Origin of the sequence: Pseudomonas sp. SD17-1 (genome assembly GCF_029201585.1) — a bacterium.
GTDB classification, from domain to species: Bacteria; Pseudomonadota; Gammaproteobacteria; order Pseudomonadales; family Pseudomonadaceae; genus Aquipseudomonas; species Aquipseudomonas palmensis.
The window spans coordinates 1,162,334-1,185,054 of record NZ_CP104044.1 but is presented as its reverse complement, the minus strand read 5'-3'; the positions used below and the strand labels follow the sequence as shown (position 1 = coordinate 1,185,054).

At 63.4% G+C, this 22,721-nt stretch carries 28 protein-coding genes; 11 read left to right on the top strand and 17 right to left on the bottom strand.

Annotated features, from left to right (window positions below; genetic code table 11):
• Positions 1-96: 96 nt before the first annotated feature.
• The 10 genes from hisC to N0B28_RS05220 form a co-directional block, all read right to left on the bottom strand.
• The gene (gene hisC / locus N0B28_RS05265) at positions 97-1,143 is read right to left on the bottom strand and encodes a histidinol-phosphate transaminase (protein ID WP_043862444.1); all 1,047 of its coding nucleotides are present in this window, start codon (positions 1,141-1,143) and stop codon (positions 97-99) included.
• 2 nt (positions 1,144-1,145) lie between these two features.
• Entirely contained in the window at positions 1,146-2,486 is a 1,341-nt protein-coding gene (gene hisD, locus N0B28_RS05260; RefSeq protein WP_043862445.1) for a histidinol dehydrogenase, read from the bottom strand.
• Between the two features lie 126 nt (positions 2,487-2,612).
• Positions 2,613-3,248, bottom strand: coding sequence for an ATP phosphoribosyltransferase (gene hisG, locus N0B28_RS05255; protein ID WP_043862446.1), 636 nt, complete (start codon positions 3,246-3,248; stop codon positions 2,613-2,615).
• Positions 3,249-3,345: 97 nt separating this feature from the next.
• Positions 3,346-4,611, bottom strand: a complete 1,266-nt coding sequence (murA, locus tag N0B28_RS05250) for a UDP-N-acetylglucosamine 1-carboxyvinyltransferase (RefSeq protein WP_043862447.1) — start codon at positions 4,609-4,611, stop codon at positions 3,346-3,348.
• Positions 4,612-4,634: 23 nt separating this feature from the next.
• Entirely contained in the window at positions 4,635-4,874 is a 240-nt protein-coding gene (locus N0B28_RS05245; protein ID WP_010223373.1) for a BolA family protein, read from the bottom strand.
• Positions 4,875-4,989: 115 nt separating this feature from the next.
• Positions 4,990-5,292 (bottom strand): STAS domain-containing protein, encoded by a 303-nt coding sequence (locus N0B28_RS05240; RefSeq protein WP_043862448.1) that lies wholly within the window; start codon positions 5,290-5,292, stop codon positions 4,990-4,992.
• Complete coding sequence (locus tag N0B28_RS05235; RefSeq protein WP_043862449.1) at positions 5,289-5,939, bottom strand: ABC transporter substrate-binding protein; 651 nt, start codon at positions 5,937-5,939, stop codon at positions 5,289-5,291. The genes N0B28_RS05240 and N0B28_RS05235 overlap by 4 nt, the downstream gene beginning before the upstream one ends.
• Positions 5,940-5,948: 9 nt before the next feature.
• Positions 5,949-6,416, bottom strand: a complete 468-nt coding sequence (gene mlaD, locus N0B28_RS05230; protein WP_043862450.1) for an outer membrane lipid asymmetry maintenance protein MlaD — start codon at positions 6,414-6,416, stop codon at positions 5,949-5,951.
• Positions 6,416-7,213, bottom strand: a complete 798-nt coding sequence (gene mlaE / locus N0B28_RS05225; protein WP_043862451.1) for a lipid asymmetry maintenance ABC transporter permease subunit MlaE — start codon at positions 7,211-7,213, stop codon at positions 6,416-6,418. The genes mlaD and mlaE overlap by 1 nt, the downstream gene beginning before the upstream one ends.
• The gene (locus N0B28_RS05220) at positions 7,213-8,022 is read right to left on the bottom strand and encodes an ATP-binding cassette domain-containing protein (RefSeq protein ID WP_043862452.1); all 810 of its coding nucleotides are present in this window, start codon (positions 8,020-8,022) and stop codon (positions 7,213-7,215) included. The genes mlaE and N0B28_RS05220 overlap by 1 nt, the downstream gene beginning before the upstream one ends.
• A gap of 256 nt (positions 8,023-8,278) precedes the next feature.
• Between N0B28_RS05220 and N0B28_RS05215 the strand changes: the two genes are divergently transcribed.
• The 10 genes from N0B28_RS05215 to N0B28_RS05170 all read left to right on the top strand — a co-directional run bounded on the left by N0B28_RS05215 (position 8,279) and on the right by N0B28_RS05170 (position 15,296).
• On the top strand, positions 8,279-9,253 hold the full coding sequence (locus N0B28_RS05215; RefSeq protein WP_043862453.1) for a KpsF/GutQ family sugar-phosphate isomerase: 975 nt from the start codon (positions 8,279-8,281) through the stop codon (positions 9,251-9,253).
• Positions 9,254-9,778, top strand: a complete 525-nt coding sequence (locus N0B28_RS05210) for an HAD family hydrolase (RefSeq protein ID WP_043862454.1) — start codon at positions 9,254-9,256, stop codon at positions 9,776-9,778.
• Positions 9,779-9,786: 8 nt separating this feature from the next.
• Complete coding sequence (gene lptC / locus N0B28_RS05205; RefSeq protein ID WP_043862455.1) at positions 9,787-10,359, top strand: LPS export ABC transporter periplasmic protein LptC; 573 nt, start codon at positions 9,787-9,789, stop codon at positions 10,357-10,359.
• Positions 10,346-10,870: a lipopolysaccharide transport periplasmic protein LptA gene (gene lptA, locus N0B28_RS05200; protein ID WP_054916380.1), complete on the top strand. Its 525-nt coding sequence runs from the start codon at positions 10,346-10,348 to the stop codon at positions 10,868-10,870. The genes lptC and lptA overlap by 14 nt, the downstream gene beginning before the upstream one ends.
• A complete protein-coding gene (lptB, locus tag N0B28_RS05195; protein ID WP_043862457.1) occupies positions 10,871-11,596 on the top strand; it encodes an LPS export ABC transporter ATP-binding protein in 726 nt (241 codons plus the stop codon).
• A gap of 188 nt (positions 11,597-11,784) precedes the next feature.
• Entirely contained in the window at positions 11,785-13,278 is a 1,494-nt protein-coding gene (locus tag N0B28_RS05190) for an RNA polymerase factor sigma-54 (protein WP_043862458.1), read from the top strand.
• Positions 13,279-13,360: 82 nt separating this feature from the next.
• Positions 13,361-13,669: a ribosome-associated translation inhibitor RaiA gene (gene raiA, locus N0B28_RS05185; protein WP_043862459.1), complete on the top strand. Its 309-nt coding sequence runs from the start codon at positions 13,361-13,363 to the stop codon at positions 13,667-13,669.
• Positions 13,670-13,681: 12 nt separating this feature from the next.
• Complete coding sequence (gene ptsN / locus N0B28_RS05180) at positions 13,682-14,146, top strand: PTS IIA-like nitrogen regulatory protein PtsN (RefSeq protein WP_043862460.1); 465 nt, start codon at positions 13,682-13,684, stop codon at positions 14,144-14,146.
• A 2-nt stretch (positions 14,147-14,148) separates the two neighbouring features.
• Entirely contained in the window at positions 14,149-15,003 is an 855-nt protein-coding gene (gene rapZ / locus N0B28_RS05175; protein ID WP_043862461.1) for an RNase adapter RapZ, read from the top strand.
• A 20-nt stretch (positions 15,004-15,023) separates the two neighbouring features.
• Positions 15,024-15,296 (top strand): HPr family phosphocarrier protein, encoded by a 273-nt coding sequence (locus tag N0B28_RS05170; protein WP_043862462.1) that lies wholly within the window; start codon positions 15,024-15,026, stop codon positions 15,294-15,296.
• Positions 15,297-15,311: 15 nt separating this feature from the next.
• Here the strand turns inward: N0B28_RS05170 and N0B28_RS05165 are convergent, their stop codons facing one another.
• From N0B28_RS05165 to pmbA, 6 genes are all read right to left on the bottom strand, one after another.
• On the bottom strand, positions 15,312-16,205 hold the full coding sequence (locus tag N0B28_RS05165) for a ZIP family metal transporter (RefSeq protein ID WP_058541430.1): 894 nt from the start codon (positions 16,203-16,205) through the stop codon (positions 15,312-15,314).
• 11 nt (positions 16,206-16,216) lie between these two features.
• Positions 16,217-16,828 (bottom strand): superoxide dismutase, encoded by a 612-nt coding sequence (locus N0B28_RS05160; RefSeq protein WP_043862464.1) that lies wholly within the window; start codon positions 16,826-16,828, stop codon positions 16,217-16,219.
• A 1-nt stretch (position 16,829) separates the two neighbouring features.
• Positions 16,830-17,291, bottom strand: a complete 462-nt coding sequence (locus N0B28_RS05155; protein ID WP_043862465.1) for a hypothetical protein — start codon at positions 17,289-17,291, stop codon at positions 16,830-16,832.
• Positions 17,292-17,320: 29 nt separating this feature from the next.
• A complete protein-coding gene (locus tag N0B28_RS05150) occupies positions 17,321-18,697 on the bottom strand; it encodes a class II fumarate hydratase (protein WP_043862466.1) in 1,377 nt (458 codons plus the stop codon).
• A complete protein-coding gene (locus N0B28_RS05145) occupies positions 18,690-19,091 on the bottom strand; it encodes a hypothetical protein (protein ID WP_043862467.1) in 402 nt (133 codons plus the stop codon). Before N0B28_RS05145 ends, N0B28_RS05150 begins: the two co-directional genes overlap by 8 nt.
• Before the next feature lie 169 nt (positions 19,092-19,260).
• Positions 19,261-20,607 (bottom strand): metalloprotease PmbA, encoded by a 1,347-nt coding sequence (gene pmbA / locus N0B28_RS05140; protein ID WP_043862468.1) that lies wholly within the window; start codon positions 20,605-20,607, stop codon positions 19,261-19,263.
• A 108-nt stretch (positions 20,608-20,715) separates the two neighbouring features.
• Between pmbA and yjgA the strand changes: the two genes are divergently transcribed.
• Entirely contained in the window at positions 20,716-21,237 is a 522-nt protein-coding gene (gene yjgA / locus N0B28_RS05135) for a ribosome biogenesis factor YjgA (RefSeq protein ID WP_043862469.1), read from the top strand.
• Positions 21,238-21,279: 42 nt separating this feature from the next.
• On the opposite strand, the gene tldD is transcribed toward yjgA, so the two are convergent.
• The gene (tldD, locus tag N0B28_RS05130) at positions 21,280-22,719 is read right to left on the bottom strand and encodes a metalloprotease TldD (protein ID WP_043862470.1); all 1,440 of its coding nucleotides are present in this window, start codon (positions 22,717-22,719) and stop codon (positions 21,280-21,282) included.
• Positions 22,720-22,721: the final 2 nt, after the last annotated feature.

Genomic DNA, 22,721 nt, shown 5'->3' with positions numbered 1-22,721 from the left:
AGGAACGGAGAATAGCCTGTCGGGCCACGTCGATGCAATCGCCAGCTAGGCCGGCTCCCGCAGGAGCCCGCCTAGCTGGCGAAAGACAAGGCGCTATCAGTTCAAGGCGTCAAGCAGCGCCTGGTTCTGCTCGGGCGTACCGATGCTGATACGCAGGAACTGCGCGATGCGCTGCTGCTTGAAGTGGCGCACGATCACGCCCTGCTCGCGCAACTTGGCCGCCAGCGCAGCGGCATCCTGCTCGGGGTGACGGGCAAAGATGAAGTTGGCCGCCGACGGCAGCACCTGGAAACCGCGGTCGGTCAACTGCGCCACCAACTGCTCCCGGCTGTCGATCACCTGACGGCAGGTCTGTTCGAAATACGCCTGGTCCTCGAACGCCGCCGCCGCGCCGACGATGGCCAGGCGATCCAGCGGATAGGAGTTGAAGCTGTTCTTGATGCGCTCCAGCGCCTCGATCAGGTCCGGGTGGCCGACCGCCAGCCCGACCCGCAGGCCGGCCAGGGAACGCGACTTGGACAAGGTCTGGGTCACCAGCAGGTTCGGGTAGCGGTCCACCAGGCTGATGGCGGTCTGGCCGCCGAAGTCGATGTAGGCTTCGTCGACCACCACCACCGAATCCGGGTTGGCCTGCAGCATCTGCTCGACTGCCTCCAGCGCCAGCAGGCAGCCAGTGGGTGCGTTCGGGTTGGGGAAGATGATGCCGCCGTTGGCGCGCTGGTAATCCTCGACACGAATCTGGAACTGCTCGTCCAGCGCTACCGCCTCATACGGGATGCCGTACAGGCCGCAGTACACCGGGTAGAAGCTGTAGCTGATGTCGGGGAACAGCAGCGGCGCATCGTGCTGGAACAGGCCGTGGAAAATGTGCGCGAGCACTTCGTCCGAACCGTTGCCCAGGAATACCTGGCTGGCCTGCACGCCGTAGTAGCTGGCCACCGCCTGCTTGAGCCGGTCGCCATTGGGGTCCGGGTACAGGCGCAGGTTGTCGTTGAGCTCGCCGCGCATGGCCTCCAGCGCCTTTGGCGAAGGGCCATAGGGGTTTTCGTTGGTGTTGAGCTTGACCAGCTTGCTCAGCTTGGGCTGCTCGCCCGGCACGTAAGGCACCAGGTCCTTGACGAAGGGGCTCCAGAATTTGCTCATGCTCAGTTGCCCTCTTTATCGACAGGGGTGTGATCGCCAAGGATGCGGTATTCGGCGCTGCGTGCGTGCGCGCTCAGGGATTCGCCACGGGCCAGCACCGACGCGGTGCGACCCAGGTCCGAAGCGCCCTGCTCGGAACAGAAGATGATCGAGGAACGCTTCTGGAAGTCGTACACCCCCAGCGGCGAGGAGAACCGTGCGGTGCCGGAGGTAGGCAGCACGTGGTTGGGGCCAGCGCAGTAGTCGCCCAGCGCTTCGCTGGTGTGGCGGCCCATGAAGATCGCACCGGCATGGCGGATCTGCGGCAACCAGGCCTGCGGGTCGGCCACCGACAACTCCAGGTGCTCGGGGGCGATGCGGTTGGCCACCTCGATGGCCTGCTGCATGTCGCGCACGTGGATCAGTGCGCCACGGCCATTGATGGAGGTCTGGATGATCTCGGCGCGGTCCATGCCCGGCAGCAGCTTGTCGATGCTTGCGGCCACGCGGTCGAGGAACTCGGCATCGGGGCTGACCAGAATCGCCTGGGCGTCTTCGTCATGCTCGGCCTGGGAGAACAGGTCCATGGCGATCCAGTCCGGGTCGGTCTGGCCGTCGCACACCACGAGGATCTCCGACGGGCCGGCAATCATGTCGATGCCCACCTGGCCGAACACATGGCGCTTGGCGGTGGCCACGTAGATGTTGCCCGGGCCGACCACCTTGTCTACCTGCGGCACGCTCTCGGTGCCGTAGGCCAGTGCGGCAACCGCCTGGGCGCCACCGATGGTGAACACCCGGTCGACCCCGGCGATGCACGCCGCAGCCAGCACCAGCTCGTTGATTTCACCACGCGGGGTGGGTACCACCATGACCACTTCGGACACCCCGGCAACCTTGGCTGGAATCGCGTTCATCAGTACCGACGAGGGGTACGACGCCTTGCCACCCGGTACGTACAGCCCGGCGCGGTCCAGCGGCGTGACCTTCTGGCCCAGCACGGTGCCGTCGGCCTCGGTGTAGGTCCAGGAGTCCTGCTTCTGCCTTTCGTGGTAGCTGCGCACCCGGCGGGCGGCGGTTTCCAGCGCCTCGCGCTGCGCCGGGGTAATGCGGCTCAGGGCCAGCTCCAGGCGCTCGCGCCCCAGGATCAGGTCATCGATGGAGGTGGCCTGGACGCCGTCGAAACGCTGGGTGAATTCCACCAGCGCCGCGTCGCCGCGCTCGCGCACGGCCTTGATGATGTCCAGCACCCGCTGGTTGACCGCATCGTCAGACACGCTTTCCCAGCTCAGCAGATGATCCAGATGTCGGGCGAAATCCGGGTCAGCAGCGTTGAGTCGGCGAATTGCAGTGGACGTGGTCATGGCTAAGGCCTCGGTAAATGGCGGATGCTCAGGCGCCCTAAGCTACCAGTCCATCCGCGCGGGCACCCGAGAAAATTGGCTATGACGCGGATAGACGGGCGCGACAGCGAAGGTCGCGCGCAGGGGTCAGCCGCGGTGTCGCGATTCCACGGCCAGACGCAAGGCGTCGATCAGGCTCTGGATGCGTGCGTGCTGCATCTTCATCGAGGCCTTGTTGACCACCAGCCGGGAGCTGATGGTGGCGATCAGTTCCTGGGGTTCCAGGCCGTTGGCACGCAGGGTGTTGCCGGTGTCGACCACGTCGATGATCTTGTCGGCCAGGTTGATCAGCGGTGCCAGCTCCATCGAGCCGTACAGCTTGATGATGTCGACCTGACGGCCCTGCTCGGCGTAGTAGCGCTTGGCGACGTTGACGAACTTGGTGGCCACGCGCAGGCGCCCCTTGGGTTCGGCAGCGCCGATGGCACCGGCGGTCATCAGCTTGCATTGGGCAATCTGCAGGTCCAGCGGCTCGTACAGGCCCTGGCCGCCGTACTCCATCAGCACGTCCTTGCCGGCCACGCCCAGGTCGGCGGCGCCATGCTCGACGTAGGTCGGCACGTCGGTGGCACGCACGATCAGCAGGCGCACATCGTCCTGGGTGGTCGGGATGATCAGCTTGCGGCTTTTGTCCGGATTCTCGGTAGGCACGATGCCCGCCTCTGCCAGCAATGGCAGGGTGTCGTCGAGAATGCGGCCCTTGGACAGCGCGATGGTCAACATGGGAAACGTCAATCCTTAAGCGGCTTTAGCCGCCGGACCCGTGCAGGCGCCCGACGGCAATCGATTCTTGTGGCGCGTCCCTGCGCCGAGTGCAGGGCTAGCCCGGTACGCGACGGATCTTCGCGCCCAGCATCTGCAGTTTCTCTTCGATGCACTCGTAGCCACGGTCTATGTGGTAGATGCGATCGATCAGGGTGTCGCCCTCGGCGACCAGCGCCGAAATGACCAGGCTGGCCGAAGCCCGCAGGTCGGTGGCCATGACCGGAGCACCCTTGAGGGTCTTGGTGCCGGTGACGATGGCAGTGTTGCCTTCGACCTGGATCTGCGCGCCCATGCGGTGCATCTCGTACACGTGCATGAAGCGGTTTTCGAAGATCGTCTCGATCACCGCGCCGGTGCCTTCGGCAATGGCGTTGAGGGAGATGAACTGAGCCTGCATGTCGGTAGGGAACGCCGGGTACGGGGCGGTGCGCAGGTTCACGGCTTTCGGCCGCTTGCCGTGCATGTCCAGCTCGATCCAGTCTTCACCGGTGGTGATTTCGGCACCGGCTTCCTTGAGCTTCTCCAGTACCGCCTCGAGGATGGTCGGATCGGTATCCTTGACCTTGACGCGACCGCCGGTCACGGCAGCGGCTACCAGGTAGGTGCCGGTCTCGATACGGTCGGGCATCACGCGGTATACCGCCGAACCCAGGCGCTCGACGCCGTCGATGGTGATGGTGTCGGTACCGGCACCCTGCACCTTGGCGCCCATGGCGTTGAGGAAGTTGGCCAGGTCGACCACTTCCGGCTCGCGTGCGGCGTTCTGCAGCACGCTGCGGCCCTTGGCCAGGGCAGCGGCCATCATGATGTTCTCGGTACCGGTCACGCTGACGGTGTCGAAGAAGAAGTGCGCACCGCGCAGGCCGCCTTCAGGCGCCTTGGCCTTGATGTAGCCGCCTTCGACTTCGATCTTCGCGCCCATCGCCTCGAGGCCGCGGATGTGCAGGTCGACCGGGCGCGAGCCAATGGCGCAACCGCCAGGCAGGGCCACTTCGGCCTCGCCGAAACGGGCGACCATCGGGCCCAGCACCAGGATCGAGGCGCGCATGGTCTTCACCAGCTCATACGGCGCGACCAGGGTCTTGATGGTGCGTGGGTCGATCTCCACCGCGAGCTTCTCGTCGATCACAGGCTCGATGCCCATGCGACCGAACAGCTCGATCATGGTGGTGATGTCGTGCAGGTGCGGCAGGTTGCCGACGGTGACCGGGCCGTCGCACAGCAGGGTGGCCGCCAGAATCGGCAGCGCTGCGTTCTTTGCGCCGGAAATGCGGATTTCGCCATCGAGACGAACGCCGCCAGTGATAATCAGTTTGTCCATTGGAATCTCGCCGCCAAGTTGGCTCAGGTGCGCTCAGCCCAGGCTGCGCTGCTGAAAAATTTCATGGTTACCGCATGGATGCTGCCATCGGTGATCCACGGGTTCAGGTGAGCATAGATCTGCTGCTGACGTTTGACCGGGCTCAGGGCCGCCAATTCGTCACTGATTACGTTCAGCTGGAAGTTGCAGCCTTCGCCTTCAACTTCGACCCGGGTTCCCGGCAACTTTTCTTCAAGGAAGTTCTTAACTTCTACGGCCTGCATGCTCAACCTCAATCGGCGCCCTGTGCGCGCGGGTCGGCCATCATACAAAAAAGCCCCTCGCCTGCGAACCCCGTAAACGAGGACTCTGACAGAGGGGCCCGTCGCGCACCCGTATTTATTGACCGGCCAGCAGCTCGCCGAGCCCGTACACCTGAGCGATTTCGTGCATGCCATGGGGCATGCCGCGCACCTCGATGGTCTTGCCCGCCGCCTGCCCGTCACGGGTGAAGGCCAGCAGCAGGGACAGACCCACGCTGCTGGAAAGCTCCACCGCCGAACAGTCCAGCACCAGCGAAGATTCGCGACTGGCAGCAATCAGGGCCCTGCCCTGCTTGCGCAGCACCGGGCCGGTGCGGTAATCCAGCACACCGGACAGGCTCAGCACGCCGGGGGCGGCAAGGGTGACTGCCGCACTCATTGGGCCTGCTTCTCGGCCGCTTGCTCGGTGGTTTCCTTGGCCTTGGCCACTTCGCCGGCCCAGCCGTCGATGGTCTTGTCCAGGTCGTTGCCGTTGCGCTGCATGGCGTCGGCGAACTGGTCACGGAACAGCTTGCCGATGTTGATGCCGTTGACGATGACGTTACGCACCTTCCACTCGCCATTGAGCTTGGTCAGGGTGTAGGAAACCGGGTAGACGGCGCCGTTGTTGCCCTTGACCGTCATGTCGACGCTGGCACGGTCGTCGCCGTCCTTCTTCTCGGCGCCTACGGTGATGCCCTGGTTGTTGTATTCCAGCAGGGCGTTGCCATAGAACTGCATCAGGCTGCGCTTGAAGTTTTCCTGGAAGCGCTGCATCTGGGCCGGGGTAGCCTTGCGCGAGTACTTGACCGTCATGATGCTGCGGGAGATGCCATCGGCATCCACCACCGGTCCCAGGTTGGCGTTGAGCGCATCGTAGAACGCGCTGGGGTTGGCCTTGTACTGCTCCTTGTTCGCCTTGAGGTCGGACAGCAGTTGCGTGGTGGTGGTCTGGATCACTTCTTTGGGCGATTGCGTGGCCGCAACGGCCATCAACGGCAGGCTCGCCAACAATACCAACAGGCCGCGTCGCAGGATGGAAATCATGGAAACTCCTTATTTAGCTTCTTTGCCAACGGTATTGAGCAAAAACTTGCCAATCAGATCTTCCAGTACCAGCGCCGACTGGGTGTCATGGATGGTTCCACCTTCCTTGAGCACCGCTTCCTCACCGCCCACGCTGATGCCGATGTACTTCTCGCCGAGCAACCCGGCGGTCAGGATCGAGGCGGTGGAATCGGTCGGCAGGTTGTCGACGCGTTTTTCCAGCTGCAACGTCACCCGACCGGTATAGGTATCGCGGTCCAGATCGATGGCCGTGACCTTGCCGATGGTTACACCGGCCATGGTCACTTTAGCTCTGACAGTCAAACCGGCGATATTGTCGAAGTAGGCGTAAAGTTTATAGGTATCGCTGCTCGGGCTGGCGGACAGGCCGCTGACGCGCAGGGCCAGCAGAAGCAGTGCCAGGATCCCGGCCAGGAGGAACAGGCCGACACCGATTTCCAGGGTGCGGTTTTGCATCAGAAATCTCCAAACATCAAGGCGGTCAGAATAAAGTCCAGACCCAGGACTGCCAGCGAGGCATAGACCACGGTCTTGGTAGTGGCACGGCTGATCCCCTCTGAAGTGGGCTCACAGTCATAGCCTTGGAATACGGCAATCCAGGTGACGACGAAGGCAAACACGAGGCTCTTGAGCACCCCGTTGAGTACATCGTCGACGAACGAAACGCTGTTCTGCATGTTCGACCAGAAGGAACCTTCATAGACTCCCAGCCAGTCCACCGCCACCCAGGACCCGCCCCAGATGCCGACCACGCTGAAGATCATCGCCAGCAGCGGCAGCGAGATGAAGCCGGCCCACAGGCGCGGTGCAACGATGTACTTGAGCGGGTCGACGCCGATCATCTCCAGGCTCGACAGCTGCTCGGTGGATTTCATGTTGCCGATTTCGGCCGTCAGCGCCGACCCGGCCCGCCCGGCGAACAGCAGCGCGGTCACCACCGGGCCCAGTTCACGCAGCAGGGTCAGGGCAACCATCTGCCCCACCGCCTGTTCCGAACCGTACTTGGTGAGGATGCTGAAGCCCTGCAGGGCCAGCACCATGCCGATGAACACGCCGGACACGACGATGATGGCCAGCGACATCACGCCGACCGAGTACAGCTGCTTGACCAGCAACTGGAACCCGCCGCCAATCCCGCCGCGCCCCACCAGGGCATGCAGCAGGAACAGGCAGGAGCGCCCCAGCACGGCCACTACGTCGATCGCGGAGCGACCAAACAGACGAATACGTTCGAGCAATGACTTTCTGCGCATCAACGCTTCCCCAACAGATCGGCGCGGTAATCAGGCGCAGGAAAATGAAAGGGCACCGGGCCATCCGGATCGCCTTTCATAAATTGGCGGATACGCGGGTTGTCCGACTCCATCAGCTCCTGCGGCGTACCCTGGCCCAGTACCTGGCCGTCCCCCACCACATACAGGTAGTCGGCAATGCTCGCGGTTTCTGCAAGATCGTGCGAAACCACGATGCTGGTGATGCCCAGCGCATCGTTGAGCAGGCGGATCAGGCGTACCAGCACGCCCATGGCGATCGGGTCCTGGCCGACAAAAGGTTCGTCGTACATGAGGATCTGCGGGTCCAGGGCAATCGCCCGGGCCAGCGCCACACGGCGCTTCATGCCGCCGGACAGTTCGTCGGGCATCAGTTCGATGGCGCCGCGCAAGCCCACGGCCTGCAGCTTCATCAGCACGATGTCGCGAATCATTTCCTCGGGCAGCTGGGTATGCACCCGCAGCGGGAAGGCGACGTTCTCGAACACGTCGAGGTCGGTGAACAGTGCACCGCTCTGGAACAGCACGCCCATGTGCTTGCGCGCGTCGAACAGGTCGCTGCGCGACAGGGTCGGCAGGTTTTGCCCGGCCACCCACACCTCGCCGCTGGCAGGGCGCAGTTGCGCGCCCATCAGACGCAGCAGCGTGGTCTTGCCGCACCCGGAAGGCCCCATGATGCCGGTAACCTTGCCGCGGGGAATGCGTATGTCGACATTATTGAAGATGCTGCGCGCGCCGCGCTTGAAGGTCACGCCCTTCAATTCGACCGCGTAGGCGTTATCAACGCTCATCTAAACTCCTTGCGATGCAGCCTTTTCACTCAGACGCCAACCTCCTTCATGGAGACACGCACGCCCCGAGCGGGCCGAACAGGCGGCGAACTATAGCACCGCTGATAGAGCCACCCCAAGGCCATCACCGAGGCTGTTCAGCTCAAGTTAAGGCTCACTTAAGGTTTCTGGCAGAGCATCCTTGCAATCACAGGTGAGGCTTTGGCGCATTACCGCTATAATCCCCGCCTTTTCATCAGGCAATCCGATCTACGACATGAGCCAATCCACCGACCTGATCCAATCCGCACAGCGCACCATCCGTCTCGAGATCGAAGCGGTAGAGGGCCTGCTGGCCCATATCGACGCCGATTTCGTCAAGGCCTGCGAGCTGATCCTGGCCAGCAAGGGCCGGGTCGTGGTGGTGGGCATGGGCAAATCCGGGCACATCGGCAACAAGATTGCCGCCACCCTGGCCAGCACCGGCACCACGTCGTTCTTCGTTCACCCCGCCGAGGCCAGCCACGGCGACATGGGCATGATCACCCGGGACGACATCATCCTGGCACTGTCCAACTCGGGCACCACCAACGAAATCGTGACCCTGCTGCCGCTGATCAAGCGCCTGGGCATCAAGCTCATCAGCCTCACCGGCAACCCCGACTCGCCGCTGGCCAAGGCCGCCGAGGTCAACCTGGACGCCCGCGTGGGCCAGGAGGCCTGCCCGCTGAACCTGGCCCCGACGTCCTCCACCACCGCCGCGCTGGTACTCGGCGACGCCCTGGCCATCGCCCTGCTCGAGGCACGCGGCTTCACTGCCGAAGACTTCGCCTTCTCGCACCCGGGCGGTGCCTTGGGCCGACGCCTGCTGCTCAAGGTCGAGAACGTGATGCACGGCGGTGACGAGCTGCCTCAGGTTCAGCGCGGCACGCTGCTCAAGGACGCCCTGCTTGAAATGTCTCGCAAAGGTTTGGGCATGACCGTGGTGCGCGAAAGCGACGGCCGCCTGGCCGGGGTGTTCACCGACGGCGACCTGCGCCGCAGCCTGGATCGCAACATCGACGTGCACACCACGCTGATCGACGAAGTGATGACCGTACACGGCAAGACCGCCCGCGCCGAGATGCTCGCGGCCGAGGCCCTGAAGATCATGGAAGACCACAAGATCAGCGCGCTGGTGGTGGTGGACACGCTCGACCAGCCGGTCGGCGCCCTGAACATGCACGACCTGCTGCGCGCCGGAGTGATGTAAATGAACGACGATCTGCTGCAACGCGGCAAGGCCATCAAGCTGGCGGTATTCGATGTGGACGGCGTGCTGACCGACGGTCGCCTGTACTTTCTCGAGGACGGCAGCGAATTCAAGACCTTCAACACCCTCGACGGCCAGGGCATCAAGATGCTCATGAACTCGGGCGTGACCACCGCGATCATCAGCGGGCGCAAGACGCCGGTGGTCGAACGTCGTGCGAAAAACCTCGGCATCCCGCACCTGTACCAGGGCCGGGAAGATAAACTGGTGGTGCTCGACGACCTTCTTGGTCAACTGGGCCTAAGCTATGAACAGGTTGCCTACCTGGGCGACGACCTGCCAGACCTGCCGGTGATTCGCCGGGTCGGCCTGGGCATGGCCGTAGCCAGTGCCGCTCCGTTCGTGCGCCAGCACGCCCATGGCGTGACCCTTGCGCGCGGTGGCGAAGGCGCAGCCCGCGAGTTCTGCGAACTGATCCTGCAAGCCCAGGGCAACCTGGACGCGGCGAATGCCAACTACCTGTAGAGCGATCCATGTTCAGTAAAAAGATCCGCAATATCGCGCTGTTCAGTGTGATCGCTGCCTTGTTTGCAGCGGTCGGCTACTGGAACATCAGCCCCGAGACGTTCCTCGACGAGCCCGCAGCGCAGGTCGACGAAAGTGCCATCGACTACTACGCCATCAACGCCCACAGCGTGCAGTTTCTGCCCGATGGCAAGCTGCAGTACGAGATGACCGCCGACAAGGTCGAACACCTCAAGGCCAGCGAAGTGACGCTGCTGACCACGCCGGACCTCAACATGTACCGCGGTACCGCCTACCCGTGGCACGTGCAGAGCACCCGCGGCGAGGTCAACCCGGACGGCACCGAAGTGGAACTGATCGACAACGTGCGGGTTGCCCGCACCGACGACCAGAACCGCGAAACCATTATTACCACCACCCGCATGACAGTCTTCCCGCAGAAGCAATATGCGCAGACCGAGCAAGCCGTTAGAATCGACGGCGCCGGTGGCACAACTACGGGCAAGGGAATGAAAGCGTATCTGAAAGACGGCAGGATGAACCTGCTGTCCAACGTAAGAGGACAGTATGAGGCTCGTTAAAACCCTCCCCTTTTTGCTCAGCCTGAGCGCAGCACTGGGAAGCGCGAGCGCCTGGGCCCTGCCGAACGACCGTGATCAGCCTATCCGTATCCAGGCTGACCAGGCTCAACTGGATGACAAGAAAGGCGTTGCCACCTATACCGGTGACGTGATCATCACCCAGGGCTCGATGATGATCAAAGGCAACACCGTGACCATCACCCGCACTGCCTCCGGCGATATCGACGTCGTGACCTCGGTGGGCAACCTGGCCTACTTCGAGCAGCAGCAGAGCGCAGCCAAGCCGGACAAGATGCAGGGCTACGGCAAGACCATTCAGTACAATGCGCCACAGAACCGCATCGTGCTGATCGACCGCGCCAAGGTCATCAATGAAGGCAACACCACCGAAGGCGAGAAAATCGTCTACGACACGGTGAAGCAGATCGCTACCGCTGGTCGCGGTGGCAAAGTCACCGAGTCGCGTCCGCGCATCGACATGGTGATCCAGCCGAAGAAGAAGGCCGAGTAGATGGCAACCCTCAAAGCCCAGCACCTGGCCAAGGCCTACAAAAGCCGGCAAGTCGTGCGTGATGTCAGCCTGTCCATCGACAGCGGCCAGATCGTCGGCCTGCTCGGCCCCAACGGCGCCGGCAAGACCACCTGCTTCTACATGATCGTCGGCCTGGTACAGGCCGACCAGGGCCGCGTGCTGATCGACGACCTGGACGTCAGCCACCAGCCCATGCATGGTCGCGCACGTGCCGGCATCGGCTACCTGCCGCAGGAAGCCTCGATCTTTCGCAAGCTGTCGGTGGCCGACAACATCATGGCGATCCTCGAGACCCGCAAGGAGCTCGACCGCGATGGTCGCCGCAAGGAGCTTGAAAGCCTGCTGCAGGAATTTCACATCAGCCACATCCGCGACAACCTGGGCATGAGCCTGTCCGGTGGTGAGCGGCGCAGGGTGGAGATTGCCCGGGCACTGGCCACCGCGCCCAAGTTCATCCTGCTCGACGAACCTTTCGCCGGTGTCGACCCGATCTCCGTGGGCGACATCAAGCAGATCATCCACCACCTGAAGGCCAAGGGCATCGGCGTGCTGATCACCGACCACAACGTCCGTGAAACCCTGGATATCTGCGAAACCGCCTACATCGTCAACGATGGCCAGTTGATCGCCGAAGGCGATGCACAGACCATCCTGGCCAACGACCTGGTGAAAGAGGTGTACCTCGGCCACGAGTTCCGCCTGTAAGCTGCGGCACATGGCTGAACATGGCGCTGCCTGGGCGCTGGCAAATGGCTCCACCCGGGGTTAATTGTTCCAGCGCTCTAGGCAAACGCTTTGATTTCAGGCATATAATTTGCTTAAAGTTGGCGCCTCTCGCGCCCTTGTAGTAGATGGCGCCTGTGCGCCGGCGAATAAGGTGTTAAGCCCCAGCCATGAAACCATCGCTCGTCCTAAGAATGGGCCAGCAACTGACGATGACTCCTCAGTTGCAACAGGCTATCCGACTGCTCCAGCTCTCCACCCTGGACCTGCAACAGGAAATCCAGGAGGCGCTGGAGTCCAACCCGATGCTCGAACGCCAGGAAGAAGGCGAGGATTTCGACAACAGCGACCCGATGGCCGACAACGCCGAGACCAAGCCGGTTGCCGAACCTCAGGAGAGCAGCTTCCAGGAGTCCGCCCCCACGGTGGACAACCTCGAAGAAGGCGAATGGAACGAGCGCATCCCCAACGAACTGCCGGTCGACACGGCCTGGGAAGACATCTACCAGACCAGCGCCAGCAGCCTGCCCAGCAATGACGATGACGAGTGGGACTTCACCACCCGCACCTCTGCCGGCGAGAGCCTGCAGAGCCACCTGCTGTGGCAGCTCAACCTGGCACCGATGTCCGACACCGACCGGCTGATTGCCGTGACGCTGATCGACTGCATCAACAACCAGGGCTATCTCGAGGAAACCCTCGAAGAGGTGTGCGAGTCGTTCGACCCGGAACTGGACATCGAACTCGACGAAGTCGAGGCCGTGCTGCACCGTATCCAGCAGTTCGAGCCCGCCGGCATCGGTGCCCGCAACCTCAGCGAATGCCTGCTGCTGCAACTGCGCCAGCTGCCGCCGCGTACGCCGTGGATGGCCGAGGCGCAGCGCCTGGTCAGCGACTACATCGACCTGCTCGGCAGCCGCGACTACAGCCAGCTGATGCGTCGCATGAAGCTCAAGGAAGACGAACTGCGCCAGGTCATCGAACTGGTACAGAGCCTCAACCCGCGCCCCGGCTCGCAGATCGAGTCCAGCGAAGCCGAATACGTGGTGCCCGATGTCATCGTGCGCAAGGATTCCGACCGCTGGCTGGTCGAGCTGAACCAGGAAGCCGTGCCGCGCCTGCGGGTCAACCCGCAATACGCCGGTTTCGTGCGTCGCGCCGACACCAGCGCCGACAACACCTTCATGCGCAACCAGTTGCAGGAGGCGCGCTGGTTCATCAAGAGCCTGCAGAGCCGCAACGAGACGCTGATGAAGGTGGCCACGCAGATCGTCGAGCACCAGCGCGGCTTTCTCGACCACGGCGACGAAGCGATGAAACCGCTGGTACTGCACGATATCGCCGAGGCGGTGGGCATGCACGAGTCGACCATTTCGCGGGTGACCACGCAGAAGTACATGCACACCCCGCGCGGCATCTACGAACTGAAATACTTTTTCTCGAGCCACGTGAGCACCTCCGAGGGCGGCGAATGCTCGTCCACGGCGATCCGCGCGATCATCAAGAAACTGGTCGCGGCTGAAAATCAGAAAAAGCCATTGAGTGACAGCAAGATCGCTGGTTTACTGGAGGCACAAGGCATCCAGGTAGCCCGTCGCACCGTCGCCAAGTACCGCGAGTCCCTTGGCATTGCACCGTCGAGCGAACGCAAGCGATTGATGTGACATCCCCTGAGATGTGCCACCGCAATTCAGTGGCAGGCGCAACACCTGCCTCTTATGCACCGGCAACAAAAGGAGAAGCTGTATGCAAGTCAATATCAGTGGACAGCATGTAGAAGTCACTCCGCCACTGCGCGAGTATGTCGAGCAGAAGCTGAAACGACTGGAGGGTCACTTCGACAAGATCACCAACGTGACGGTGATCATGAAGGTCGAAAAGCTTCAGCAGAAAATTGAGGCTACCTTGCAGATCCCGGGCGGCGAAGTGGTTGCCAACGCCGAACATCAAGACATGTATGCAGCGATCGACGCCCTTACCGACAAGCTCGACCGCCAACTGAAAAAACACAAGGAAAAACAGCAAAGCCTCCTGCAAGGTGCAGCGGCCCGCTGATCCCCGCCACCCATGATCCGACTAGAAGATATCCTGACCCCCGGCCGTTCCCTCGTGAACGTGCCGGGCGGCAGTAAAAAGCGTGCGCTCGAACAGATTGCCAATCTGATCGGCAAGGAAGTACCCGAGCTGGACACCCAAACCGTGTTCGAGAGCCTGATCGCCCGTGAAAAACTGGGTTCGACCGGCTTCGGCAATGGTATCGCCATCCCGCACTGCCGCTTGAAAGGTTGTGAAAAACCGGTAAGCGCCCTGCTGCACCTGGACGCTCCCATCGACTTCGACGCCATCGATGGCGCCCCCGTCGACCTGCTGTTTCTACTGCTGGTCCCGGAAGCCGCCACCGATGCGCACCTTGAGCTGCTGCGCCAGATCGCCAGCATGCTCGACCGCAAGGACGTGCGCGACAAACTGCGCGCGGCCACCGATAGCCAATCCCTGTACCAGGTCGTACTGGACGTGCAAAACGGGCACTGAACATGCGCTTGATCATCGTCAGCGGTCGCTCCGGCTCCGGCAAGAGCACCGCGCTCGCGGTACTTGAGGACAACGGCTACTACTGCATCGACAACCTGCCTGCCGGGCTGTTGCCGCAACTGGCCGAAAACGCACTGATCAATACCGAGCTGCTGCAGCCGCTGGTGGCCGTTTCCATCGACGCGCGCAACCTGCCCAGCCACCTGAGCCGCTTCCCCGAGCTGCTGGAGGATGCCCGCAGCAAGCACATCCATTGCGATGTGGTGTACCTGGACGCCGACGAAGAAACCCTGCTCAAGCGCTTCTCGGAGACGCGCCGACGCCACCCGCTGACCAATACGCAACGCTCCCTGGCCGAAGCCATCCGGGTAGAGAGCGACCTACTGGGGCCGATCGCCGACCTGGCCGACCTCAAGATCGACACCACCAACCTCAACCTGTACCAGCTGCGCGACTCGATCAAGCTGCGTCTGCTCAACCAGCCCGAGCCGGGCACGGCGTTTCTGGTGGAGTCGTTCGGCTTCAAGCGTGGCATGCCGGTCGACGCCGACCTGGTGTTCGATGTGCGCTGCCTGCCCAACCCCTATTGGAAGCCCGAGCTGCGGGATCATTCGGGGTTGGAGCAACCGGTCATCGACTACCTGGCCGCGCAACCGGACGTCGAGGAGATGTTCCAGGACATTTCGTCGTACCTGCTCAAGTGGCTGCCACGGTTCGCCGCCAGCAACCGGGCCTATGTCACCATCGCCATCGGCTGTACCGGCGGTCATCATCGCTCGGTGTACATCACCGAACGCCTGGGCCAGGTGCTGCAACAAACATTGAAGAACGTCCAGGTTCGCCACCGCGACCTCTAGCCCTCAGGATCCCGCCCGCGATGCCCGCAATTGAAATCGAGATTATCAACAAGCTGGGGCTACACGCCCGGGCAGCGGCCAAGTTCGTTGGCGTGGCGGGCAAGTACCCGTGTTCGGTGCGTGTAGGCCGTACCCCGGAGTCGATGGTCGATGGCAAGAGCATCATGGCCGTGATGATGCTCGCCGCCGGCAAGGGCACGAGCATCCACCTCAAGACCGAAGGCGAACAGGAAGCCGAAGCGCTGCAAGGCCTGGTCGAACTGATCAACAACTATTTCGACGAAGGCGAGTAACCTCGCCTTCTCGCTTCAGGACAACGCGGTATCCATCACCATCATCAGGCAGAACCCGATGCACAGCCCCAGGCTGGCCAGGCGATGATTGCCGTTGCTGCGTGACTCGGGAATGATCTCCTGGGTCACCACCAGCAACATGGCCCCGGCAGCGAAAGCCAGGCCCAGCGGCAGCATCAGTTCGGCGACGCTCACCACCCACGCGCACAGCACCGCCGCCAGTGGCTCCACCAGCCCGGATGCCGCGCCGATCAGAAACGCCTTGAAACGGCCCATCCCCGCTCCAGCCAGCACCAGCGCGATCACCAGCCCCTCTGGCACATCCTGCAGGGCGATACCCATGGCCAGGCTGTCGGCATCCGGCATGCCGCCACCGGCCGACACCCCGATGGCCATGCCTTCGGGGATGTTGTGGGCAATGATGGCAATCACGAACACCCAGATGCGCGCCGGAATCACCGGCCTGCCGGGCACGGCGACCAGGTCGTCCGGTGTTGCGCCCGAGACCCTGCGGTCCACCAGGTAGATGCAGAACGCACCGAACAGCAGGCCGAAGCTGATCAGGCCACCTGCCCCCCATTTGCCGAAGCCGACCGCCTGTGCGGCGTCCAACCCCGGGATGATCAACGAGAACGCCGTGGCGGCCAGCATCACGCCTGCGCCGAACCCCATCAGGGTATCGGCCACGGCCACCGGCATGCTGCGAATCACCAACACCGGCACTGCGCCCAGGGCGGTGCCCAGCGCACACATGGCCCCGCCCTCAAGCGCACGCAACATCCGCGGTTCCAGGTCCAGCCAGGCGAAGCCCTGTACCAGCAGCAACGCCGTCCCCACCAACAGCAGCAGTGTGCCCAGCGCCAACCTGAACAGGCGCACACCGCCAATGGCCATCACCTCCGAGCGCATGCCGCTAGGACTCACACCAGGGCAGCAACGTAGCGACGCTCTACTTCGGACCAGTTGATCACGTTGTAGAAGGCGCCGATGTATTCGGGGCGACGGTTCTGGTACAGCAGGTAGTAGGCATGCTCCCACACGTCCAGGCCAAGAATGGGCGTATTGCCATTCATCAGCGGGCTGTCCTGGTTGCCGCTGCTCTCTACCACCAGGGTTTTCTGCGGCGTTACGCTCAGCCACGCCCAGCCACTGCCGAAGCGGGTCAGCGCAGCCTTGGTGAACGCATCCTTGAATGCCTCGAAACCGCCCAGCTGGTCATCGATCGCCTCGCCCACCGCGCCGTGGGGCTGACCGCCGCCGCCGGGCGCCATCACCGTCCAGAACAGACTGTGGTTGGCATGCCCGCCGCCCTGGTTGATCACTGCGGCCTGCAGATTCTGCGGCAGGCTCTTGACGCTGGCGACCAGCTGCTCGATCGGCCACTCGGCGTATTCGGTGCCCTCGATGGCGGCATTGAGGTTGTTGATGTAGGTCTGGTGGTGCTTGCTGTGGTGAATCTGCATGGTCTGGGTGTCGATGTGCGGTTCCAGCGCATCGTAGGCGTACGGCAATGCAGGCAAGGTATGCGGCATATCAGTGGGTTCCATAATGAAGGGCTGGGGGCTGTAGTTGTTCCTGGCCGGCAAACAGTGCCGGCTGCGCCCCCTGGCGGTAGAGCAGGCGTTCGGTACGGGGGTACTGGCCATACTCGCTGATGAAATTGAGCAGTTCGGTGTAGGTCTTGCTGCTCTGGCGCAGCGCCGCATCGCGCAGCAACGGCGAAAGGCGCTGATCCTGGCTGGCCTGCAACAGGCGCTGGTGGATGGCGCACAGGTACTCGGCGCTCTCCTGCGGCTGCTTGAGGCGCAAATGCAGGTCGGCCAGGTTGTGGTGCGAAATCACACAGGCGGCCACCGCCTCGTCGGCGTCCTGCCAGCGCTCGAACAACACCTGGGCCAAGGCCAGGGCCTGCAAGTACAACTCGCGGGCATCCACCAGATCGCCCTGTTGGAACAGGCGGTTGGCTATTTCAGTGGTGCGTTTCCAATGCTGCATGACAGAAACCTCCGAAGCGGTGGGCGGTGTCAGATACCGCCGGCCGTGAGTTTTTCAGGGTCGAGCAGGACTTCCAGCTGGCTGCGCGGCAGGTCGGTGTGTTCCAGCGCAACCTCGATGATCGGGCGCCCCTGCTTGTAGGCGGTCTTGGCGATTTCGGCAGCCTTCTGGTAGCCGATGATCGGGTTCAGCGCGGTCACCAGGATCGGGTTGCGCGCCAGGGCTTCCTTGAGCTTGGGTTCGTTGACCTTGAAGGTGGCGATGGCCTTGTCGGCCAGCAGACGGCTCACATTGGCCATCAGCTCGATGCTGCCCAGCAGGTTCTGCGCAATTATCGGCAGCATCACGTTCAGTTCGAAGTTGCCCGACTGGCCCGCCACGGCGATGGCCGCATCGTTGCCGATGACCTGCGCGGCCACCATGGCGGTGGCTTCCGGAATCACCGGGTTGACCTTGCCCGGCATGATCGAGGAGCCGGGCTGCAGCCCTTCAAGCTCGATCTCGCCCAGCCCGGCAAGCGGGCCGGAGTTCATCCAGCGCAGGTCGTTGGCGATCTTCATCAGGGCCACGGCGGTGGCCTTGAGCTGGCCGGAAACAGCCACGGCGGTGTCTTGCGAGCCGATCAGGGCAAACAGGTTTTCCCCCGGCACGAACTGCACCCCGGTCAGGCCGCTCAGTTGCTGGCTGAAGCGCGCGGCGAACGCGGGGTGGGCGTTGATCCCGGTGCCCACCGCAGTGCCGCCCTGGGCCAGGGCCTGCAGGCTTGGCAGGGTGTCGTTCAGGTGACCGATGCCCGCCTTGACCTGTGCCGCCCAGCCGCCCAGCACCTGGCTCATGCGCACGGGCATGGCGTCCATCAGGTGGGTGCGACCGGTCTTGATGAACGGGTGCACCTGCTCGGCCTTGTGCTCGATCACCTGCACCAGGTGCCTGAGCGCCGGCAGCAGTTGTTCGTGCAGGGCCAGCGCGGCGCTCACGTGGATGGTGGTGGGGATGATGTCGTTGCTGCTCTGGCCGCAGTTGACATGGTCATTGGGGTTTACCGTGTCGCCCAGCACACGGCTGGCCAGGGTCGCGATCACCTCGTTGGCATTCATGTTGGAGCTGGTGCCGGAGCCGGTCTGGTACACGTCGACCGGGAAGTGCTGCATGAAATCGCCAGCCAGCAACTGTTCCACGGCGGTGACGATGGCAGCGCCCTGTGCCTGGCTGATCTGCTCCAGCTCGACGTTGGCCTTGGCGGCGGCGGCCTTGGCCAGCAGCAGGGCCCGGATGAACTGGGTCGGCATGCGCTGCTGGCTGATCGGGAAGTTGTTCACCGCGCGCTGGGTCTGGGCGCCATACAGGGCCTCGGCCGGCACCTGCAGCTCACCCATGCTGTCACGCTCGATACGGGTATTACTCATCATCAAGTCCTTGCATCAGTTCAGCGAAAGAAATCGAAGGCAGCAGCGTGCAGTTCGCCAGTTGCAGGGCGAAGGGCTGCCAGCGCTGGCCGTGCTCGCCGCCGTCGAGCTTGCGCAGCTGCAGCAGCGGCTTCCAGGCCTGGTCCAGGCACAAGCAACGCCAATGCCACGGCAGCATGCGGTCGCACGCGGTGTCGAGCAGCAGGCGGAAGGAAGTCAAGGCGACGGTCCAGGCCGAGGTCTCGGTGCAGCAGACCAGGTAGCGACCTTCGGCCAGGTAGTGTTCGATCAGGCGCGGCTCGTCGGGCTCGAGGGCACAGCGAATTCGCCGGCTCAGCCAGCGCCAGTTTTCGAGGTAGGGCAATTCGTGAAGGACAGGTCTCATGAACATCATCGCCTAGATAATGATAGTCATTATTAAGTGATAATCAGAATCAGTTCAAGTGCGACCAAAGGCGAAAAGCAAAAAGCCCGGCACGGGGCCGGGCTTCGATGTGTAACCTGAGGTGGCCCCTCCGCCGGCAACGCCGGCTCCTACGGGGACCGCGCACAGGCCGGCGGTGTCAGCTGCCGGCGACCGTCATGCGCTCGATCAGCACCGAGCCTGTGTGAATATTGCTACGGGTTTCAAGATCGTTGCCGATAGCGACAATCTGCTGGAACATGTCCTTCATGTTGCCGGCAATCGTGACTTCCTGAACCGCAAACTGGATCTCGCCGTTCTCCACCCAGTACCCCGCTGCGCCGCGCGAATAGTCACCGGTCACCATGTTCAAGCCATGCCCCATCAGCTCGGTCACCAGCAACCCGCGCCCCATGCGGCGCAGCAATGCAGCCTGATCTTCGACCCCATGCGTCACGAACAGGTTGTGCACGCCACCGGCGTTGGCGGTGCTTGGCAGCCCCAGCTTGCGTCCGGAATAGGTGCTCAGCACATACGACACCAGCTCGCCATTTTCGACGAACGGCTTGGCATAGGTCGCCAGGCCGTCCCCATCGAACGAGGCACTGCCCAGGGCACGCTGCAGGTGCGGCCGCTCGTCCAGAGTCAGCCAGCTGGGGAACAGGCGCTGGCCCATGCAGCCTTCCAGAAACGACGACTTGCGGTACAGGTTGCCGCCGGAAATCGCCGACAGGAAACTGCCGAACAACCCGCCGGCCAGCTCCGCCGAGAACAGCACCGGTACCTCGCAGGTCGGCACCGGACGTGCGCCCAGGCGCGCCGCCGCACGCTGCGCAGCGCGACGCCCGATACTCTGCGGATCGGCCAGCAGCTCGCCCTGGCGGTTCACGTCATACCAGTAGTCACGCTGCATCTGCCCGTCACCTTCGGCGATCATCACGCAGCTCAGGCTGTGGCGGGTGGAGGCGTAGCCACCGATGAAGCCGTGGCTGTTGCCGTACACCCGGCATCCCTGGTGGGTGCTGAGTGTGGTGCCATCGGCGTTCTTGATGCGGGCATCGGTGTCGAACGCCGCGGCTTCGCAGGCCAGGGCCTTTTCGATGGCCTGCTCGGGGGTGATGTCCCAGGCATGATAGAGGTCGAAGTCCTGCAGGTCACGGGCCATCAGGGCCGGGTCGGCCAGGCCCGAGCATTCGTCCTCGGAGGTGTGCTTGGCGATGGCCAGGGCCGCCGCCACGGTTTCGCGGATGGCATCGCTGCCACTGGCCGAGGTGCTTGCCGAGCCCTTGCGCTGGCCCACATACAGGGTGATGCCGAAGCCCTGGTCGCGGTTGAACTCCACCGTCTCCACCTCGCGCTGGCGCACCGAGGTCGACAACCCCTGCTCCAGCGATACGGCCACTTCGCAGGCGCTGGCGCCCTGGCGCCGGGCTTCGGCGATGATCTGTTCGACCTGTTCCTGCAACGCCGGCAGGGCCTGCGGACCTACGCTCTGGACTGCACTCATGGTTTTCTCCACTCAAATTCTGCGTTCGGCTCGGGTCAATCTACGACCGGACCGGACAAGCGGCCCCCGACTGGTTATCATGGCGGCGATTCTCAGCGGACTGCCCCCATGGTTGATTCTTACGACACCGCCTTCGACGGCGAAAAAAGCAAAACCCAAATCAAGCGCGAGATGCAGGCGCTGGTTGATATGGGCGAGCGCCTTACCACGCTCAAGCCCGATATCCTGGCCAAACTGCCCTTGACCGACGAACTGCGCGCGGCCCTGGAAGAGCACAAGCGGCACACCGCAAACGAAGCCAAGCGCCGTCACAAGTCGTTCATCGGCAAGCTGATGCGCGACCAGGACATCGACGCGATCCTCGCGCTGCTCGACCAGCTCGACGCCTCTTCACGCCAGTACAACGAACGCTTCCACAACCTCGAACGCTGGCGCGACCGGCTGATCGGCGGCACCGACGACGTACTGGAGAAGTTCGTCCAGGAATACCCGGACGCCGATCGCCAGCAGCTGCGCTCGCTGATCCGCCAGGCCCAGCACGAGCTGGCGCGCAACAAGGCGCCCACCGCCAGCCGCAAGATCTTCAAGTACATCCGCGACCTCGACGAAATCCAGCGCGGCCTGCGCTGATTCTCGCCACCGGGCAGGCACCCTGCCCGCCCGGTTTCATGCTCATGCGCCCGTGCCACCCACGGTGATCGCATCGATCTTCAGGGTCGGCTGGCCAACGCCCACCGGCACCGACTGCCCATCCTTGCCACAGGTACCCACACCACTGTCCAGCGACAGGTCGTTGCCGACCATCGACACCCGGCTCATGGCCTCGGGGCCGTTGCCGATCAGCGTCGCACCCTTGACCGGCGCGGTGATCTTGCCGTCTTCGATCAGGTAAGCCTCGCTGGTGGAGAACACGAACTTGCCGCTGGTGATGTCCACCTGGCCACCGCCGAGGTTGGCGCAGTAGATGCCACGCTTGACCGAGGCGATGATCTCCGCCGGGTCGCTTTCGCCGGCGCGCATGTAGGTGTTGGTCATGCGTGGCATCGGCAGGTGCGCATACGACTCGCGCCGCCCGTTGCCGGTGACTGCCATGCCCATCAGGCGGGCATTGAGCTTGTCCTGCATGTAGCCCTTGAGAATGCCGTTCTCGATCAGTGTGGTGCATTCGGTCGGGGTGCCTTCGTCATCCACGCTCAACGAACCGCGGCGCCCTTCGAGGGTGCCGTCGTCGACGATGGTGCACAGGCTGGACGCGACCTTCTCGCCCAGGTGGCCACTGTAGGCCGAGCTGCCCTTGCGGTTGAAATCGCCCTCCAGGCCATGCCCGACCGCCTCGTGCAGCAGCACACCGGACCACCCGGCGCCCATCACCACCGGCAAGGTGCCGGCCGGTGCCGGAATGGCCTCGAGATTGACCAGTGCCTGGCGCAGCGCCTCGCGGGCAAAACCCATCACCCGCTCGTCGGTGAAGTAGCGGTAGTCGGTGCGCCCGCCGCCGCCATGCCCGCCACGTTCGCGACGGCCATTCTGCTCGACGATCACACTGACGTTGAAGCGCACCAGCGGCCGCACGTCGGCCGCCAGGCTGCCATCGGCAGCGGCCACCAGAATGCGCTCCCACACCCCGGCCATGCTCACGCTGACCTGCTGGATACGCGGGTCCAGGGCACGCGTGGCCACGTCGACACGCTTGAGCAGCTCGACCTTCTCGGCGCGGCTGAGCACATCCAGCGGGTTGCCCGGCGCATACAGCGCGGTCACGTCCTGGCTCTTGAAGGCCTGCACGCTGCCATTCTGACCGGCGCGGGAAATGGAGCGCGCGGCGCGTGCAGCGGAAGTCAGGGCTTCGAGGTTGATCGCGTTGCTGTAGGCAAAGCCGGTCTTTTCACCAGACTGGGCGCGTACCCCGACCCCCTGGTCGAGGTTGAAGCTGCCTTCCTTGACGATGCCGTCTTCAAGCGCCCAGGACTCTGAAATCTGGCCCTGGAAGTACAGGTCGGCGGCGTCGATTCCCGGCCCGGCCAACTCGCCCAGCACCGATTGCAGGCTGTCGAGGGTCAGGCCGCCCGGCGCCAGCAGGTGATCGCTGACAGTGGATAACAACTCGCTCATAG

What these genes read in the sequence shown, in the direction of transcription:
- hisC (WP_043862444.1), bottom strand. Translation starts at nt 1,143, where the DNA reads ATGAGCAAATTCTGGAGCCCCTTCGTCAAGGACCTGGTGCCTTACGTG.
- hisD (WP_043862445.1), bottom strand. Translation starts at nt 2,486, where the DNA reads ATGACCACGTCCACTGCAATTCGCCGACTCAACGCTGCTGACCCGGAT.
- hisG (WP_043862446.1), bottom strand. Translation starts at nt 3,248, where the DNA reads ATGTTGACCATCGCGCTGTCCAAGGGCCGCATTCTCGACGACACCCTG.
- murA (WP_043862447.1), bottom strand. Translation starts at nt 4,611, where the DNA reads ATGGACAAACTGATTATCACTGGCGGCGTTCGTCTCGATGGCGAAATC.
- N0B28_RS05245 (WP_010223373.1), bottom strand. Translation starts at nt 4,874, where the DNA reads ATGCAGGCCGTAGAAGTTAAGAACTTCCTTGAAGAAAAGTTGCCGGGA.
- N0B28_RS05240 (WP_043862448.1), bottom strand. Translation starts at nt 5,292, where the DNA reads ATGAGTGCGGCAGTCACCCTTGCCGCCCCCGGCGTGCTGAGCCTGTCC.
- N0B28_RS05235 (WP_043862449.1), bottom strand. Translation starts at nt 5,939, where the DNA reads ATGATTTCCATCCTGCGACGCGGCCTGTTGGTATTGTTGGCGAGCCTG.
- mlaD (WP_043862450.1), bottom strand. Translation starts at nt 6,416, where the DNA reads ATGCAAAACCGCACCCTGGAAATCGGTGTCGGCCTGTTCCTCCTGGCC.
- mlaE (WP_043862451.1), bottom strand. Translation starts at nt 7,213, where the DNA reads ATGCGCAGAAAGTCATTGCTCGAACGTATTCGTCTGTTTGGTCGCTCC.
- N0B28_RS05220 (WP_043862452.1), bottom strand. Translation starts at nt 8,022, where the DNA reads ATGAGCGTTGATAACGCCTACGCGGTCGAATTGAAGGGCGTGACCTTC.
- N0B28_RS05215 (WP_043862453.1), top strand. Translation starts at nt 8,279, where the DNA reads ATGAGCCAATCCACCGACCTGATCCAATCCGCACAGCGCACCATCCGT.
- N0B28_RS05210 (WP_043862454.1), top strand. Translation starts at nt 9,254, where the DNA reads ATGAACGACGATCTGCTGCAACGCGGCAAGGCCATCAAGCTGGCGGTA.
- lptC (WP_043862455.1), top strand. Translation starts at nt 9,787, where the DNA reads ATGTTCAGTAAAAAGATCCGCAATATCGCGCTGTTCAGTGTGATCGCT.
- lptA (WP_054916380.1), top strand. Translation starts at nt 10,346, where the DNA reads ATGAGGCTCGTTAAAACCCTCCCCTTTTTGCTCAGCCTGAGCGCAGCA.
- lptB (WP_043862457.1), top strand. Translation starts at nt 10,871, where the DNA reads ATGGCAACCCTCAAAGCCCAGCACCTGGCCAAGGCCTACAAAAGCCGG.
- N0B28_RS05190 (WP_043862458.1), top strand. Translation starts at nt 11,785, where the DNA reads ATGAAACCATCGCTCGTCCTAAGAATGGGCCAGCAACTGACGATGACT.
- raiA (WP_043862459.1), top strand. Translation starts at nt 13,361, where the DNA reads ATGCAAGTCAATATCAGTGGACAGCATGTAGAAGTCACTCCGCCACTG.
- ptsN (WP_043862460.1), top strand. Translation starts at nt 13,682, where the DNA reads ATGATCCGACTAGAAGATATCCTGACCCCCGGCCGTTCCCTCGTGAAC.
- rapZ (WP_043862461.1), top strand. Translation starts at nt 14,149, where the DNA reads ATGCGCTTGATCATCGTCAGCGGTCGCTCCGGCTCCGGCAAGAGCACC.
- N0B28_RS05170 (WP_043862462.1), top strand. Translation starts at nt 15,024, where the DNA reads ATGCCCGCAATTGAAATCGAGATTATCAACAAGCTGGGGCTACACGCC.
- N0B28_RS05165 (WP_058541430.1), bottom strand. Translation starts at nt 16,205, where the DNA reads ATGCGCTCGGAGGTGATGGCCATTGGCGGTGTGCGCCTGTTCAGGTTG.
- N0B28_RS05160 (WP_043862464.1), bottom strand. Translation starts at nt 16,828, where the DNA reads ATGCCGCATACCTTGCCTGCATTGCCGTACGCCTACGATGCGCTGGAA.
- N0B28_RS05155 (WP_043862465.1), bottom strand. Translation starts at nt 17,291, where the DNA reads ATGCAGCATTGGAAACGCACCACTGAAATAGCCAACCGCCTGTTCCAA.
- N0B28_RS05150 (WP_043862466.1), bottom strand. Translation starts at nt 18,697, where the DNA reads ATGAGTAATACCCGTATCGAGCGTGACAGCATGGGTGAGCTGCAGGTG.
- N0B28_RS05145 (WP_043862467.1), bottom strand. Translation starts at nt 19,091, where the DNA reads ATGATGTTCATGAGACCTGTCCTTCACGAATTGCCCTACCTCGAAAAC.
- pmbA (WP_043862468.1), bottom strand. Translation starts at nt 20,607, where the DNA reads ATGAGTGCAGTCCAGAGCGTAGGTCCGCAGGCCCTGCCGGCGTTGCAG.
- yjgA (WP_043862469.1), top strand. Translation starts at nt 20,716, where the DNA reads ATGGTTGATTCTTACGACACCGCCTTCGACGGCGAAAAAAGCAAAACC.
- tldD (WP_043862470.1), bottom strand. Translation starts at nt 22,719, where the DNA reads ATGAGCGAGTTGTTATCCACTGTCAGCGATCACCTGCTGGCGCCGGGC.